Consider the following 15,191-nt stretch of genomic DNA (forward strand, 5'->3'; position numbering starts at 1 on the left):
CCGCTTGCCCGAGGCACTTGCTGGTGACCCGCCGGTGCGACGCGTTACGCCGGCCGAGCGGGCGGGAGATCGCGCTCCTGGGTGTGCGGTGCCACCTGCTCCGCTTGAGCGCGCCGCGCGGCCGCGATGATCTCGGTGAGGGCGCTGTGGAGATCGCGGAGCTCGGGGAGGTCCATGTCGAGGCGTTCGACGATTGCGGGGGGAATGCGCTCGGCCTGCTGCCGCAACGCCACCCCGGCCGGTGTGAGACCGACAGCCAGGGCCCGCTCGTTGCCGGGCTGCCGCTCGCGCGTCAGGTAGCCGGCGGTCTCGAGCCGCTTCAGCAGCGGCGACAAGGTGCCCGGGTCCAGGTCGAGCAGCCGGCTGAGCTCGGTCACGGTTCGCGGCGCGTGCTGCCACAGCGCGAGCATCACCAGGTACTGCGGGTGGGTGAGGTTCATCGGCTCGAGCAGGGGCTTGTACACCGAGATCACGGTGCGGGCGGCGACGGCGAGCGCGAAGCAGACCTGGTTCTCCAGCGCGAGCGGGTCGACACCGTCGAACTGATCGGCGGGCGGGCTCTCGCGCTGCTCGGTGAAGGCACCGTCAGCGTGGTCGTCCACGTGCTACCTCCCTGGTCTCCGCTGGGCTCCGCCGCGTGCCGCTGGGCCTGCCGTGTCGGGGCCCGGGACGATCGGGCAACCCGTGTGGCGGGCGCGTCATCGACACAACCTTAGCGCGTGGGGCACACTCTTGGTGTGCTGATTGTTAGTGCACCAACTGTGGAGGCTGCAGTGTCCGTCCAGCGACCGAACCCGGCGCAGTGGCTCTGGTACGCCTACGGCGGTCGGTTGCCCGCGCGCTACTCGCCGTGGGTGCTGCACGACACGACGTCGCGCACCTGGTGGCTGCGGCACGTCGTGCGCTGCGTCGTCCAGGTCGCCCCCTTCGTCATCGCCATCATCGTCTTCGTCCCTGGGCCCCTCTGGCTCCGCGTGATGTGCACGCTCGGCGGCGCGATCATGGGGCTGATCTTCTCGATCAGCTACATGCACGAGACCGCAGAGCACCGGCTGGTCAAGGCCGGGTATCCGCTGGGCACCGGCCCCGCGACGCGGGCCGAGCGCACGTCGGACAAGGACGCGGCCGCCGCCGAGCGCTACGCGGCCCGTTACCGCACGCCACCCGCCTCCTGAGCCTTGGGCCGCGGCCCCATCACGACTGGCCGGGTGGCGGCGTGAGGCTGAAGGCGGCGCGCTCGAGGTAGGTCCACAACTCGGTCTCGTGGCGAGGCTCCAGGCCAGGTCGTCGACGGCGCCCGCATATGGCGGAGCCAACGATCGCGAGAGGGTGACAGTGTGCAATCTGCTGCTGGCTGCGCTCAGCACCGAGGATCCTGCCGGGCTGTTGCCGGCCCGGCAGCAGATGGCGCTGTCGCTCGGCTGGCACATCGTTCTGGCCTCGTTCGGGGTCGCCTTCCCCGCCATGATCTTCGTCCTGCACCGGCGAGGCATCGTCCGTGACGACCCGGTGGCGCTCGGCCTGGCGCAGCGCTGGTCGAAGGTGGCCGCCGTGCTGTTCGCGGTCGGAGCGGTGTCCGGCACAGTCCTCAGCTTCGAGATGGGCCTGCTGTGGCCGGGGCTGATGGGCCGGTTCGGCGACGTGCTCGGGCTGCCGTTCGCGTTCGAGGGGCTGTCGTTCTTCATCGAGGCGATCTTCCTCGGGATCTACCTGTACGGGTGGGGCCGTATGCCCCCGCGGCGTCATCTGCTGATGCTGGTCCCGATGATGATCGCCGGGGTCGTGGGCACCTTCTGCGTGCTCTCGGTGAACGCGTGGATGAACGCGCCTGCCGGATTTCGGATCGTCGACGGCCGGGTGACCGACGTGGACCCGTGGGCCGCCATGTTCAACGACCTGGTGTGGCTGCAGTTCGCGCACATGTGGGTGGCCGCCTACCTGATGGTCGGGCTCCTCGTCGCGGGCGTCTATGCGGCCGGCATGCTGCGCGGTCGACGGGACGCGCACCACCGGCTCGGGTTCCTCGTGCCGTTCACGTTCGCCAGCGCGGCGGCCCTCGTCCAGCCGGTGATCGGTCACCTCCTCGGCGGCAACCTCGGCGACCGCCAGCCCGCGAAGCTGGCGGCGTTCGAGCTGGCGGTCACCACCGAGAGTCCGTCGCCGCTGCGGATCGGCGGGGTTCTCGTGGACGGTGAGGTCCGGGGCGCGATCGACATCCCGGTGCTGGGGTCGCTCATCGCGCAGAACTCCTTCACCGCACCGGTGCGCGGGCTGGACACCATCCCGGTGCAGGACCAGCCGCCGGTCAACCTCACCCACTGGGCGTTCCAAACCATGGTGGGCATCGGCACGCTGCTGGCCCTGGCCGCGGTCCTGTTCTGGGTTGCGCGCTGGCGTCGTCACGATTTGCTGGACAACCGGTGGTTCCTCCGGTTCGCGATCGCGGCTGGTCCGCTCGCGGTGCTGGCGCTGGAGGCCGGATGGGTGGCCACTGAGGTCGGCCGGCAGCCTTGGGTGGTGTACGGGGTGCTGCGCACCTCGGACGCCGCGGGCAGCAACTCGGGCCTCTGGTGGCTGCTCGCGGCCACGGTGGCGCTCTATGCCGCCATGACAGCCGGGGCGGTGACGGTGCTGCGGTCCATGTCCCGGCGATGGCGCGCCGGTCAGCTCGAGCTCCCCAGCCCCTACGGTCCGCAGGCCCGACTGCACGATGGCGCCGAGCATGTCGGCGCCGGTGGGCGCCGCGGTCCGGGCACAGCTGGGCGGCAGTCATGATGCTGGCGACCACGGTGGCCGCCGCACTGTTCGTCGGCGTGCTGGCGTACGCACTGCTGGCAGGGGCGGACTTCGGGTCCGGCTTCTACGACCTCACGGCTGGTTCGAGCAGCCGTGGCGCCGCACTGCGCACTCTGGTCGACCACAGCATCGGCCCGGTCTGGGAGGCCAACCACGTCTGGCTGATCTACATCCTCGTGATGTGGTGGACGGCGTTCCCGACCACGTTCGCGGTGACCGTGTCGACGCTGATCATCCCGCTCCTGCTGGCCCTGCTCGGCATCGTCCTGCGCGGGGCCGGATTCGCGTTCCGGAAGTACTCCGCCACGCTCGGGCAGGCGCGACTCTTCGGTGCGGTCTTCGCCGGCTCTTCGGTGCTGGCGCCGTTCTTCCTGGGCGCCGCCGCCGGCGCCGTCGCGTCCGGGAGGATCCCCGCGAGCGGCCGCGGCGACCTGTGGACCTCATGGCTGACCCCCACCTCCCTACTCAGCGGCGCGATCGCCGTCACCACGTGCGCCTTCCTCGCCGGCACCTTCCTCACCGCCGACGCGACCCGTACGGGCCGGAGCGACCTGGCAGAGCAACTGCGCGTCCGGACCCTGGTCGTCGGGTCGGTCACCGGGGTGCTGGTGCTGGTCGCGATCGTCCCGATCACCCGGGACGCACCGACGCTGGGCGAAGGGCTGACGGGGCGCGCGGCACCTCTGATCATCGCGTCGGCGCTCTCCGGCACCGCGACCCTCGCGCTGCTCGCTTGGCGCCGCCCCGGCCCCGCTCGCTTCACCGCCGCCGCCGCCGTCGCCGCGGTGGTCAGCGGGTGGGGCCTCGCCCAGTACCCCTGGCTGCTGGTCGACGAGGTCACCATCGTCGACGCCGCGGGCGCGCCCGCCACGCTCCGGGCGCTGCTCGTGGCCGTGGCGCTGGCCGGGGTCCTCGTCGTCCCGGCCCTGGCATACCTGCTGCGACTGACCCAGACCGAGGCGTGGAGCCACCACTAGCGGCCGCGACCGGGACACACCGGCACCGGGACTCAATCATGAGCGTTCCGTCCAGGTGTCGTGACCCGGCACCAAGTCGGTGGCCTCGGGCCCGAGCCCAGCCAGTGCGCGCAGGTCGCGGCGTCCGCAGCCAGGTGTTAAGCCCGTAGGTCAGCAGCAGCCCGCACGCGCTCATCAGCCCGAGCAGCAGCGTCGCGGCGATCCGGCCGCGGGTGAACAGGGCGAGCGGGCCGCGGCGGGTCTCCTCGGAGGCGTCGGCAGCCGCGGCCGGTGTTCTTCCTCGTCGCCGCCGCGGCGATGTGGCCGATGGTGGTCAACACCGCGGGCGGGGTGCGCGCCCTGGATCCCGGCCTCAACGCCCGCGACCAGCTCGCCTACGACCAGGTCATCGCGGTGATCCTCGTGATCGGCGTGCTGGGCTACCTGCTCGACGCGCTCGCCCGCCGGGCGCTGGACGCCCGGCCCCGCTCGGCCCGTCTCCGCGAGCGGGAGCCCCGCGACGCGGCGCCCGTCGGGAGCGTGGGGTGACGCCGACGGTCCGCTCGACGGTCGCGTGGCCGTCCCGGACGACCATGCAACGACCACCTTTCGCGTCGTCGCCACGTCGACCTCCAGCGGGTCGCCAGCGCGATCTGTCCTCGAGCGATCGCCCTGCTGCGACCCGAGAGCACACCGAGAGGACGGCCATGGCCGACACCGTGTACAGCAAGAGCGAGATCGCCGGATCGTCGACGGTCAGCATTGACGACGCGATCAAGGGCGCCGTCGCCCGCGCGTCGAGCACCATCTCGGAGATCGAGTGGTTCGAGGTCTCCGAGATCCGCGGCCACGTCGAGGACGGCGAGGTCGGGTACTTCCAGGTGACGCTGGAGGTCGGCTTCCCGCTGACCGACACCAAGGCCTGATCGACCGGCCGGGGTGCCCGCCGCGTCGCGGCGGGGCGGGCGCCTGCGGCGGTCCTCGTCGGCCGACACCGAGCGACCGACAGAGCAGCTCTACCGAGACCGCGACCGGGTCGGCTCCGCGCGGACGCGCAGGCGCGCCAGCGCCCGGGCCTGGTCGCGCATCTCGGGGAACCGCGGTGGTCTCGTAGAGGTGCCGCGACGGGTGGCGCCGAGGGTGTAGAGCCGTCGGAAGTCGTGCCAGCGGTGGGACTCGAGGGCGGCGCGGGGCCTCCACCACCTCGACGGCGTCGTCCAGGGTCAGCCCCGGCGAACCACAGAAGCGAGACCGGATCGGTCTGATCCACATTCTACAACTGATTGACGCGGCCAAATGCAGATGTAGATCATCGATGCTCCTACTCATCAGGAGCAGCCATGTCCCCTTCCACCGGGTGCGTGGACGGTCAGCGACTTGTCCAGGTTGGTGCCGCCGCGCGAATCGAGCACGATGTCGAAACCGCTGAGCACGTCGGTGAAGTCGGTGTTGCTGCTTCTTGCATGGTGGGCGATGTGGGCTCGTGGGCGAGGTCGTGCTCGTCGATCGCGATCCGCTCGGCGAAGGTGCCGATGCGCAGGTCGCGCGGACGTGCATAGACCTCGTCGCCGACAGCGAACTACAGCGCACCGGGTTCAGTGGAGGACTTGCTGGAACTACGTCAACCTTCGCGGAACCGTGCCCACGGTCTCGCCGTGCATGGCTCAGAAACACATCTGCACGCGCACGCGTGCACGAAGGCAGGCTGCATCGAGGGACACGGGACGACGTCGCCGGCCCCCTCTCCGGCGACGTCGCCGCCCCGCTCGCGGATCAGGCTCCCGACGCCGGCCCGCGTCAGAACCGTATGCAGCGGTGTGGTTCGAGAAATGGCGTCGGGTCCGCTCGGACGGGGTGTCGGTCTCGTCGTTCGATGAACGAGGTATCGCCCGGTCCGGACTCACGCCGAGGCTGGCTCGCGCCACATCCGGTACAGCGGAGGGCCACCTGCGGGTCCGATCTCGTTGATGAACGTGAAGCCGTGGCGCTCGTAGAGCCGGCGGTTCTGGAGACTGGTGGCCTCCGTGTACGCGGGCACGCCGTCGCGGTCGCAGCGCTGCAGCACCGGCTCCAGCAGTGCTGATCCGATTCCTCGCCCCTGCTGCTCGGGCAGTACCGCGGCCCACTGCAGGTAGAAGTGCGGGGCGGACGGGTGCTGCTCGGCGAGGGCCGCCATGATCTCGAAGACGCGAGGGAGATCGATCCCGGCGACGATCTCCTCCACGCGTGCGCCGAACGCCTCCTCGTCCTCGATGCCCATCGGGTTCGACGGCGGACCCCACACCACGGTGCCGGTGGTGTCCGCGTCGGCGTAGACCAGGCCGTGGACCACGAATGTCTCGACGAACAGCTCGAAGAACGGGGGAAGGGTGACGCGCCGACGGTCGGCGTCGGGAATCCACCAGGTGAACACCGGGTCCTCCTGGAACGCGCGGGCGAGCACGTCAGCGAGACCGCTGGTCTCGGCGGAGACCGGGCGGACCTGTGCGGGGATGGGAGTTGCTGCGGTCATCGTGCACCTCTCTCGACGGGGCCGGTTCGGTCCGGCCCTGCACGACGAGACTCGGCCGCGCGGCTGCCATTTTTCTTGCTTCCGCCTGTCGATCCGGGCTTGCTCACACGTCGCGCTGAAAGAGGCGGGGACGAGGGCGGCAGGACGCTCTGAAGGGTGAGCGGGAGGCCCGGGCCTGCCGCCCGGGTCAGCGCTCAGAGCGCCCGTGCCACCGCGAGGGCTTCGGACAGCGGAGGCGGCGGGCCGGCGGGCCCGGCAGCCGGCCGGTGCCGGGTCTGCGTGGGCTGCAGGACGTCCTCGACCACGTCGCCGCGGGCGGAGCCGCCGGCCTGGAAGAGGAGGTCCGCGGGACGCGGTCGGTCGCTGGCGTGGGCGAGCCGGGCGAGCCATCGCAGGCTGAGGGCGACCTCGGAGGCGTATCCGAGGCCGGTATACGCGTCGAGGGCCCGGCGTAGGTGGTCACGGGCCTCGGTGAAGTCGCCGTCTCGCAGGGCCAGCGCCCCGAGCGTGCGGCGGCTGACCCCCGTCCCGATGGGGTAGTCGAGTTCGTCGCAGGCCTGTGCCGCACGGGCGCAGGCGTCCCGCGCCTGCCGCGGGTCGTCCGCCGCGAGGAGGCATCCACGCACCGAGGCCGCCCAGGCGACGAGGGCGGGGCTTCCGGTCGCGGGCGCCGCGTGGTGGGCGACCTCGACCTGCTCGATCGCCTCGCCGGTCCGCCCCGTTGCGGCGAGGGCGATGGCGCGGAACGTCAGCAGCTCGTTGTGCCACGGGGCCATGTCGTGCCGCAGCGCGACGTCGATGCCCTCCTCGGCCCAGCGCAGCGCCTCCGCGTCACGACCGGACATCCGCGCCCGGAAGAACAGGGCGCGCCGCGCGTTCACCGCGGCCAGCTCGGAAGGCCCGGCCATCGCCTCGTGGGCCAGCGCCGCCCCGCGCTCTACCGAGCCCCGCAGGACGTGCGCGACGGCCGCCGCGGCGGCCGCCTCGCAGCGCAGCCGTCGGTCGGCGTCGGGCCAGCGCCGCAGCACGAGGTCGCCGAGCTCGGCGACCGGCAGCGCGCTGCGCCTCTTGAGGAGGCTGCACATGGGGATGTAGAGCGGCATCGCGCGCTCGGCCGCTTCGTCGTGCGCGACGCACCAACGCAGCGCGTCGCCGACGTCGGCGTGGAGGTTCTGGAGCGTGATGAACAGGTCCGGGGGCCAGGCGCGGACCATACGTCGGCGGGCGTCCTCGGCGGTGGCCAGGATCGAGTCGACCCAGCGGTCCCGGGCGGCTTGCCGGTCGCCCCGCTCGTCGAGCCGGTCCCGCGTGTAGCGGCGCAGGGTCGCGAGCAGGGAGTACCAGCTCCGTCCTTCCTGCTGGTGGACCGTGAGCACGGACGCAGCGACCAGCCGGTCGAGCTGTTCCAGGGTGTCGAGCAGGTCGTCGGCGGTACCGGCGACGGTGTGGGCGTGCTCGGCGGTGAAGCGGCCCGAGAACACGCCGAGCCGGTGGAAGAAGTGCTGCGTGGATTCCGGGAGCAACTCGCACGACCACCCGATCGCCGCGTCGAGGCTGCGGTGCCGCTCGGGGCCGGCGGGCCCGGTCCGCTGCAACAGGCGCAGCCGTCGTTCGAGGTGGTCGAGCACTTCGTGAGGGGTGAGGCTCCGGAGCCGGACGGCGGCGAGCTCGAGCGCCAGTGGGAGCCCGTCCAAACGGCGGCACAGGGCGTCGATCGCTGCCGCGTCGGCATCGAGGTCGATCCGGGCTCCGCACGCCTCGGCGCGGGCGCAGAGGAGCTGGACGGCCGGGCTGCGCCGAACCGCCTCGAGGTCCTCGCCCGCGGGCAGGGCGAGGACGTCGAGGGCGAGGACGTGCTCCTCGGGCAGGCCGAGCGGTTCCCGGCTGGTGGCGAGCACTCTCACACCGGGGCACTGTGCGCGCAGCGCGCGCACGGTGCGGGCCGCTTCCTCGAGCAGGTGCTCGCAGTTGTCGAGGACGAGCAGCCTCTGCGCGGTTCCCAGCGCCTGGGATGCGGCGTCCAGAGAGGGGAAGCCCAGGGCGTCGGCGACCGCGGAGGGGACCACCTCGGGCTCGGTGACCGCGTCGAGCTCGCACAGCGCGACGTCGCGATCCCCCTCGCGGGCGGCGGCAGCGCACGCCGTTCTCGTCTTGCCCACGCCGCCCATTCCGGTCAGCGTCACGACGGTGGACACCTCGAGCAGGCGCGCCACCTCGCCGAGCTCGGTCTCGCGGCCGTAGAGGGTCGTTCCCGGTCCGCGCAGCAGCTCGCGGGCGACCTTCGGCGCCGGCGGCAGGGCGTCGGCCACCGGTCCTCTGGACGCCCGTGTCACCGGCACCGCTGGCACCGCCGCCGACGGCGTGACGGACTCCTGCTGCTCGAGGACCGCCCGTTCCACGCCCGCGAGCTCCGTACTCGGGTCGAGGCCGGCCTCGTCGGCGAGGCGGGCACGGTAGGAGCGCAGAACAGTCAGGGCCTCCACGCTGCGGCCGGACCGGAAGAGCGCGGTGGCCAGCTGCAGGTGCGGTCTCTCGCGGAGCGGCTCGGCCCGCGCGGCGCGCTCGGCGTCGGGCAGGACCTCGTGATGGTGTCCCGCCGCCAGCTCGGCGTCGAGGAGCTCCGCGCGCACCGTGTGCTGCAACGCGTCGAATCGGACACGGTCGGCGGCCAGCCCGCTGGCCTCGAGGCCGGGCAGGTCGACGAGGTCGGCGAGACCGGGCCCGCGCCAGCACGCCAGCGCGTCGCGCAACAGCCGGATCGTCTCGAGCGGCGCGGAACGGCGCGCCACTCGGGCCCGCCGCAGGAGCTGCTCCGCCCGGTGGAGGTCGAGCTCGCCGGGCTCGACGACGAGCCGGTATCCACCCGGCTCGCGGAGCAGCCGGGTGCCGAGGACGCCGAGGGAGGCACGGAGGCGGGAGACATTCGTGTGGAGTCGGCTGCGCGCCCGGGCCGGGGCGTCATCCCCCCACAACGCATCGACGAACCGGTCATTGCTGACCCGGTTGCCCTCCGCGCAGAGCAACAACGCGAGCACGGAGCGTGGTCGGGTGCCGCCGAGGGGGACCACGCTCCCACGGTGCCGGACCTCGACGGGCCCGAGCACGCCGAACTCGACGGTCACGCTGGAATCCCCACCTCACGGCTGGGTTCATCGTAGGGACGAATCCGTACGAGGGCGACCAGATCCACCCGCATCCCCGTGGTCCGACCCCGGCCGCCCCGTGCAGTGCCCGGGCTCCGGCACCGACAGCGGGCTGAGAGCGGATTGGCAGCGCCGGCGCCGAGTCTCGATCCACCGGCGCCCTCGCCGGCACCGCACCCGAGGAGAGAGCCATGACCTCCGTCGCACCACCCCGCAACCACGTCCGCAAAGGCACGCCGTCCGACGCTCCAGCCGTGAGCTCCGCGCTCGCCGAAGCGTTCGATGACGACCCCGTCTTCTCCTGGATGCTGCCCGACGAGACCCGCCGCGGCTCCGCCGTCCGGGCGTTCTTCGACGTCGTCGTCGACGCCCTCGCCGTCCACGACGAGACGTGGACCACCGGAGCCGGCGTCACCGGCGCCGCCCTTTGGGTTCCTTACGGGCGGCCACCGATGTCGGACGAACGCGGCGAGCGCTTCGTCGACGAGCTCGTCGAGATCTGCGGACCGCACGCGGACCGCACGCTCGGGCTTGTCGACGCAATGGACGAGGAGCACCCATCTGAGCCGCACGAGTACCTGTGGTTCCTCGGTGTCGTCCCTGCTTCGCAGGGTCGTGGCCTCGGATCGACGTTGATGGCGCCGGTGCTCGCCCGCGCCGACCGGGAGGGACGCCCCGCTTATCTCGAGGCCACCACTGCCCGCAACCGGGCGTTCTACGAGCGGCACGGCTTCCGGGCACGAGCGCCCTTCTCCGTCGCGGATAGCCCGCCGTTGTGGCCGATGTGGCGAGAGCCGACCGAGAGCGGAACAGCAGGGGAGCGATACCCCGGCGCGACCGTCGTCAAGTGACGCCCGCGAGTCCCTACGCGACGGACGTCGAGTTCACCCCGGACGGGCGTTTCGGCTACGTCTTCGGTGACGGCGAGACCCATGACGACGGGGAGATCATGTTCATCGACCTGGCCGACGGGTCGACCTCTGTCGTCCCCGTCCCCGCCGCCACGGAATCGTGTCGTCGTCGTCGTCGTCGTCGTCGTCGCCCGACCGGCTCCTGCGCGCTTCTCCTGACCGTAGCCCGCGGAGCTCGTCACCGTGTCCTGCGAGCCCCACACGTGTCGGTCCGCCCCTGACCGGCCGCTCTTGCCGGCACTTCCCCTCACTGCCGCTACCCGGTCGCGGACGCGCCACGACCGACATCGGGCCCTACGTGATGAACCACCCGGACGGGCCGAGGGTTGCTCCGGTTCCGAGCCGGGGGGCGTACTGGTCGTAGAACACCTTGGCGAGCAGCTCGCGACGGCTGCGTACACCGGCCTTCTCGAAGATCGATTTCAGGTGGTCCTGCACGGTGTAGCCGGAGAGTTCCAGGGCGCGTGCCATGTCCGCGGTACTCACTCCCTGGAGGGCGAGGGTGACGACGTCCTGCTCGCGGCCGGTCAGGCCCAGTGCCGCGACGACCAGTGGCACGATCTCGGGCGGCCGGGCCTCCTCCAGGGTGACGACGACGTCGCTGGCCCCGCCGTCGGGGGAGAGCAGCGGTGAGGCGTGGGCGACCAGCCAGTGACCACTGCGTGAGCGCAGCCGCATCCGCGGGACCGTGGGGTGCTCGCCGCGCCCGAACCGTCGCGCGACCCCCACGAGGGCGCGCACGCTGAACGGCAGTGGGGACCGGCCGATCGGCTCGCCCGTCAGGTTCGCCAGTCCGTCCGCAGCGCCCACGCTGAGGCGCACGATCTCGTCCGCGCTGTCGACGACCAGCACGACCGGGCCCTGCACGGCCGGCAACAGCTCGGTGGCCGCCGACGCGATGGTCCCGGCGCGCAGTCCTACCGCCAGGGTCGCCCGCACGCCGCTGAGGTACTCCTGCTCCGCGCCGGTGAACGCCGACCGGGCTCCCTCGCGGAACAGCGCGAGGAATCCCCAGGACGCGCCGTCGCTCTGCAGCGCCATCCGCGCCTCGTCGCCGACATCCCAGTGGTGGTAGAGCTCGGTGAACCGGACCGAACTCTGCAGATCCCCACCGGTCTCCACCATCGCCGTGGCGACCCCACCCGGCCGTTCCGACACGACCTGGAAGTTGAACGGGTCCGGGCCCTCGTATTCATGGAAGATCCACTGATCGTCGCGCTCGTCCCCGACGCCGCCCCATTTCACATTGCCGGTGATCAGGTTGCTCGCGGGATCGGCCGGCGCGAGGCACGCGGCCGAGAACGGCACCGCACGGGTCAGCACGTCGAGGGCCGCTCGGCCGAAGGTGGGCAGGTCGAGGCCGGCCGAGGCCAACGCACGAATCTCGCGGCGTGCCCGTTCTGCGGCTTCCTGCACGATTTCAGTGTGCGGCGGCCAGGGGCCTGATTGGTATCCCCCAGAGTTCTGGGGGCCAGGTTCGTGGGATGGGCACAACAGTGCTGCGGGGCCACGCTTCTCGTCGACATCAGGGGACGATCGTTCGGCGAGGAGCAGCCATGGACACGACCGCAGTGCAGCGCAGCGGGCCGGCACGGATCGCCGGGATCGTGGGTCTCGTCGGGGCACTGCTCGGTCTGGCCGTCACCGTCTACGACCTGCTGACGCTCCCCATCGAGGTGAGCATGACCGCGAGCGTGCGTTACGCCCTGCTCCACCTGGCCGCGATCATCGCGCTCGGCGGGCTGGCTGCGCTCGGCGCCGTCGGAACGGCGTGGTGGGGCCGGGTGGGGATCGGGGCGGCGATCCTGGGTCTCGTCGTGCTGATCGGCGCCGAGTTCATCCAGCCCCACGACCCCACGATGGCCGGGACGATGTTCGCGATCGCCCCGCTCGTGACCGGGCCCGGACTGGTGGCGGCGGGTGTGGCGGTGCTGCAGGCGAAGCGGTGGTCGGGGTGGCGACGATTCGTCCCCCTCGCCTGTGGGGCCTACCTGCTCGTGGTCTTCGTGCCGGTGATGATCTCAACGGGCAACGACATCGGGTTCCTGGCTGCGGTCACCGGATGGGACCTGGGCCTGGCCGCGCTGGGGATCGCCGTCGCCCAGGAGGCGTCCGCCTCGACCGAGGCCCGCGCCCGCGCGCGCGCCCGCATTGCCTGAGCCGACGGTGGTCCGATCGGGTTGGCTGCTGGTCTCGCACTGATAGAGGCGGACACCCTGTGCCCGTACGGGCCGGCGCGTCGAGGCAGCCGGCTCCGCAGGCGAGTGCGCCCGTACTTACGACTCCTCAGAGTGACGGCAGGCGCGTTGTCGAGCTGGCGCACTTGCCGCGCCCGCGCAGAGGTCTGTGCCTGCCTCCTGACGCTATGACGTGGGGCTGGTCGTGGGGCGATCGGACTCCTCGCCGTCCTCGTGTCGGCAGGGTGCCGAGCGCGCGCGACCGGCGAGACGAGAGGTGGCTGGGCGGGGCCCTCCGGGTGCGCCGAGGTCGAGTGAGCTCGGTGTCGTGCTGATCGGCGGGACGTTCTGGTTCAGGCGGAAGACGTTGGTCGGGTCGTAGGTGCGCTTGAGGGCGGCCAGCCGGTCGTAGTTGGCGCCGTAGGCAGCCCGGACGCGATCGGGCCCTTCGCTACCGAGGTTGTTGACGTAGACCGCGTTCTCGAGGTGTGGGCGCAGGGCATCGAAGGCGTCGCGGGCCCAGGCGACGATCTCGTCGGAGCGGGCGGGGTCGGTCCACTGGGCGAGGATCAGCAGGTCGTCCTGGAGCGCTCGGTGGGGGAAGGCCGTGGCGTCGACGGGCACGCGGGCGGCGGCTCCGCGCAGGCCCTGCAGCCCGATCGCGGATTCCGAGGTCGGGATGGTCGGGATGACCTCGAGCAGCGTGTCGACGGCGGTGTCGGTGAGGTGCCGGAGGTACCCCGACCTCCAGTAGTGCTGCCGGCCGCGGGGGAAGGCGGCGTCCGGGGCGCGCTGCCAGTCGAGGTAGCTCACGAGACCGATCGAATCCACGGGCGCTCCGAGCCGGCGCAAGGGGCGCAGCACGCGTTCGCCCACGGCGGGGTCGCCGGACCAGCACAGGAGGACCGTCACGGCCGGTCGGCCGTCGGGGTCGAGGCCGAGGGAGACCAGGCTCGCCAGTTCGTCAGGGGCTGTCGCCATCAGTTCGTGGTGCGCGTGCAGCACGTCGCGCGCGACCGACCACGGGTACATCAGCGCACCAGCGAGAACGCGCTGCACAGGATGCAGCCGGTACCGGAACGAGGTGACGACACCGAGGTTGCCGCCGCCGCCGCGGAGTCCCCGGAGCAGGTCGGCGTGCGAGTCCGGATCGACGCTCAGGACATCGCCGTCGGCGGTCACGACCTCCGCGCCGAGGAGGTTGTCGCACGACAGGCCGTGTACGCCGTTGAGCCAGCCGAGGCCGCCGCCGAGGGTGAGCCCGGCGATGCCCGTGCCGGACATGACCCCGAGGGGAGTGGCCAGGCCGTACAGCTGCGTCCGCGTCCGGCTGCGGGTGCGTCGCGTGACCACGGATCACGTGGACCGGTCGGCCGCGGCGCGCGAGCGGGTCCGCGCCCGCTACGCCACCGCGGCCGGCCAGGTCCGGGCCGGCCGAACCCCGAGCTGCTCCGAGGCCGACCCCACCGGCATGTGCGGCGACGCCTACGACCCCGGCCAGCTCGCGGACGCCGGGGGTGCGGGTGCGGCCAGTCTGGGCTGCGGCAACCCGCTCGCGGTCGCCGAGCTCGTCGCCGGGGAGACCGTGCTCGACCTCGGCTCCGGCGCCGGCCTCGACGTGCTGCTCTCCGCCCGCCGCGTCGGACCCGACGGGTTCGCCTACGGGCTGGACATGACCGACGAGATGCTCGATCTCGCCCGCGAGCACGCCCGGGAGGCCGGCGCCACCAACGTCGAGTTCCTGCACGGGCACATCGAGGCCATCCCGCTCCCCGACGCCTCGGTCGACGTCGTCATCTCCAACTGCGTGATCAACCTGTCGGCGGACAAGCCGGCCGTGTTCGCCGAAATCGCCCGTGTCCTGCGACCCGGCGGACGCCTCGGGCTCTCCGACCTCACGGCCGACGACCAGGCCGACGCCGCCACCCTGGCGGAGGCGGCTGCGTCGGTCGGGGCCATCACCGGCGTCCTGCGCCAGAGCGCCTACCGCGCCGAGCTGGAGGAGGCCGGGCTCACCGACGTCGCCATCACCGCCACCGGTGAGGTCGCCGCCGGCGTCTTGTCCGCCATCATCCAGGCCTCGCGCCCCTGAACCAGCCAGGCGCACACTCGACCGATGGACCGGCAGGCGGTTCACCAGGAGCTCGACCGCACGCGGGCGACCTTCCACGACCTGCACGCGCAGGCGACGCCCGCCGACCTGCAGCGCCGCTCGCACGGCACCCGGTGGAACAACCAGCAGCTGCTGTTCCACATGCTGCTCGGCTACCTGATCATCCGGGCTCTCGGGAACCTCGTCAGGCTCTTCGGGCGGCTGCCGCCCGACGTGAGCCGCGCCTACGCCGCCGTCCTCGACGCCGGCACCCGCCCGTTCGACGTCGCCAACTACGTCGGCTCCTGGGCCGGCGGCACCGCATTGGGCCGTCGCGGGCAGACCGCGCTGTTCGACCGCGTCATCGACGCCCTGCACCACCGCCTCGACGCCGAGACCGACGCCGACCTCGCCCTCGGGATGCACTACCCCACACGCTGGGACCCGTTCTTCACGCCCTACATGACCCTCGCCGACCTCTACCGCTTCCCCACCCGGCACTTCGACTTCCACCGCCGACAGCTCACCCTCCACCCGAGCGAGCAGCGCTGAACGACAGGCCGGTGAGCGCCGTAGCGCAACGCCTGTTGGCCTTCGCGACCGG

Annotated in this window: 14 protein-coding genes and 1 pseudogene; 10 read left to right on the forward strand and 5 right to left on the reverse strand. The window is 72.1% G+C overall.

Translation table 11 applies throughout. From position 1 onward, the window contains the following. Positions 1 to 44: 44 nt before the first annotated feature. Entirely contained in the window at positions 45 to 602 is a 558-nt protein-coding gene (locus OG774_RS04020) for a MarR family winged helix-turn-helix transcriptional regulator (protein ID WP_442873939.1), read from the reverse strand. A gap of 171 nt (positions 603 to 773) precedes the next feature. Between OG774_RS04020 and OG774_RS04025 the strand changes: the two genes are divergently transcribed. The 6 genes and pseudogenes from OG774_RS04025 to OG774_RS04045 all read left to right on the forward strand — a co-directional run bounded on the left by OG774_RS04025 (position 774) and on the right by OG774_RS04045 (position 4,678). After that, complete coding sequence (locus OG774_RS04025) at positions 774 to 1,175, forward strand: DUF5313 family protein (protein ID WP_328306896.1); 402 nt, start codon at positions 774 to 776, stop codon at positions 1,173 to 1,175. Positions 1,176 to 1,335: 160 nt separating this feature from the next. Then, a complete protein-coding gene (locus OG774_RS04030; RefSeq protein ID WP_328306898.1) occupies positions 1,336 to 2,775 on the forward strand; it encodes a cytochrome ubiquinol oxidase subunit I in 1,440 nt (479 codons plus the stop codon). Beyond that, positions 2,772 to 3,773 (forward strand): cytochrome d ubiquinol oxidase subunit II, encoded by a 1,002-nt coding sequence (locus OG774_RS04035; RefSeq protein WP_328306900.1) that lies wholly within the window; start codon positions 2,772 to 2,774, stop codon positions 3,771 to 3,773. The genes OG774_RS04030 and OG774_RS04035 overlap by 4 nt, the downstream gene beginning before the upstream one ends. A 270-nt stretch (positions 3,774 to 4,043) precedes the next feature. Next, positions 4,044 to 4,301: a hypothetical protein gene (locus tag OG774_RS04040; protein WP_328306902.1), complete on the forward strand. Its 258-nt coding sequence runs from the start codon at positions 4,044 to 4,046 to the stop codon at positions 4,299 to 4,301. Between the two features lie 51 nt (positions 4,302 to 4,352). Beyond that, positions 4,353 to 4,409, forward strand: a pseudogene (locus OG774_RS29795) (putative leader peptide); the annotation flags it as partial. A 50-nt stretch (positions 4,410 to 4,459) separates the two neighbouring features. After that, positions 4,460 to 4,678, forward strand: coding sequence for a dodecin (locus tag OG774_RS04045; RefSeq protein ID WP_328306904.1), 219 nt, complete (start codon positions 4,460 to 4,462; stop codon positions 4,676 to 4,678). Positions 4,679 to 5,652: 974 nt separating this feature from the next. Here the strand turns inward: OG774_RS04045 and OG774_RS04050 are convergent. Both OG774_RS04050 and OG774_RS04055 read right to left on the reverse strand, forming a co-directional pair. After that, on the reverse strand, positions 5,653 to 6,264 hold the full coding sequence (locus tag OG774_RS04050) for a GNAT family N-acetyltransferase (protein WP_328306906.1): 612 nt from the start codon (positions 6,262 to 6,264) through the stop codon (positions 5,653 to 5,655). Positions 6,265 to 6,458: 194 nt separating this feature from the next. Then, the gene (locus OG774_RS04055) at positions 6,459 to 9,386 is read right to left on the reverse strand and encodes an AfsR/SARP family transcriptional regulator (RefSeq protein WP_328306908.1); all 2,928 of its coding nucleotides are present in this window, start codon (positions 9,384 to 9,386) and stop codon (positions 6,459 to 6,461) included. Between the two features lie 212 nt (positions 9,387 to 9,598). Here OG774_RS04055 and OG774_RS04060 point away from each other — a divergent pair, with 212 nt between their 5' ends. Next, positions 9,599 to 10,258, forward strand: a complete 660-nt coding sequence (locus OG774_RS04060; protein ID WP_328306910.1) for a GNAT family N-acetyltransferase — start codon at positions 9,599 to 9,601, stop codon at positions 10,256 to 10,258. A gap of 354 nt (positions 10,259 to 10,612) precedes the next feature. Here the strand turns inward: OG774_RS04060 and OG774_RS04065 are convergent, their stop codons facing one another. Then, the gene (locus OG774_RS04065; protein ID WP_328306912.1) at positions 10,613 to 11,734 is read right to left on the reverse strand and encodes a response regulator transcription factor; all 1,122 of its coding nucleotides are present in this window, start codon (positions 11,732 to 11,734) and stop codon (positions 10,613 to 10,615) included. Positions 11,735 to 11,874: 140 nt separating this feature from the next. Here OG774_RS04065 and OG774_RS04070 point away from each other — a divergent pair, with 140 nt between their 5' ends. After that, a complete protein-coding gene (locus OG774_RS04070; RefSeq protein WP_328306914.1) occupies positions 11,875 to 12,477 on the forward strand; it encodes a hypothetical protein in 603 nt (200 codons plus the stop codon). Positions 12,478 to 12,681: 204 nt separating this feature from the next. Here the strand turns inward: OG774_RS04070 and OG774_RS04075 are convergent, their stop codons facing one another. Next, positions 12,682 to 13,848, reverse strand: a complete 1,167-nt coding sequence (locus OG774_RS04075) for an FAD-binding oxidoreductase (protein WP_328306916.1) — start codon at positions 13,846 to 13,848, stop codon at positions 12,682 to 12,684. Between OG774_RS04075 and OG774_RS04080 the strand changes: the two genes are divergently transcribed. Next, positions 13,841 to 14,587, forward strand: coding sequence for a methyltransferase domain-containing protein (locus OG774_RS04080; RefSeq protein ID WP_328306918.1), 747 nt, complete (start codon positions 13,841 to 13,843; stop codon positions 14,585 to 14,587). The two genes, OG774_RS04075 and OG774_RS04080, sit on opposite strands and share 8 nt — an antisense overlap. 24 nt (positions 14,588 to 14,611) lie before the next feature. Continuing rightward, complete coding sequence (locus OG774_RS04085; protein WP_328306920.1) at positions 14,612 to 15,139, forward strand: DinB family protein; 528 nt, start codon at positions 14,612 to 14,614, stop codon at positions 15,137 to 15,139. Positions 15,140 to 15,191: the final 52 nt, after the last annotated feature.

The organism is Actinomycetospora sp. NBC_00405 (assembly GCF_036044095.1).
Classification (GTDB): Bacteria; Actinomycetota; Actinomycetes; order Mycobacteriales; family Pseudonocardiaceae; genus Actinomycetospora; species Actinomycetospora callitridis.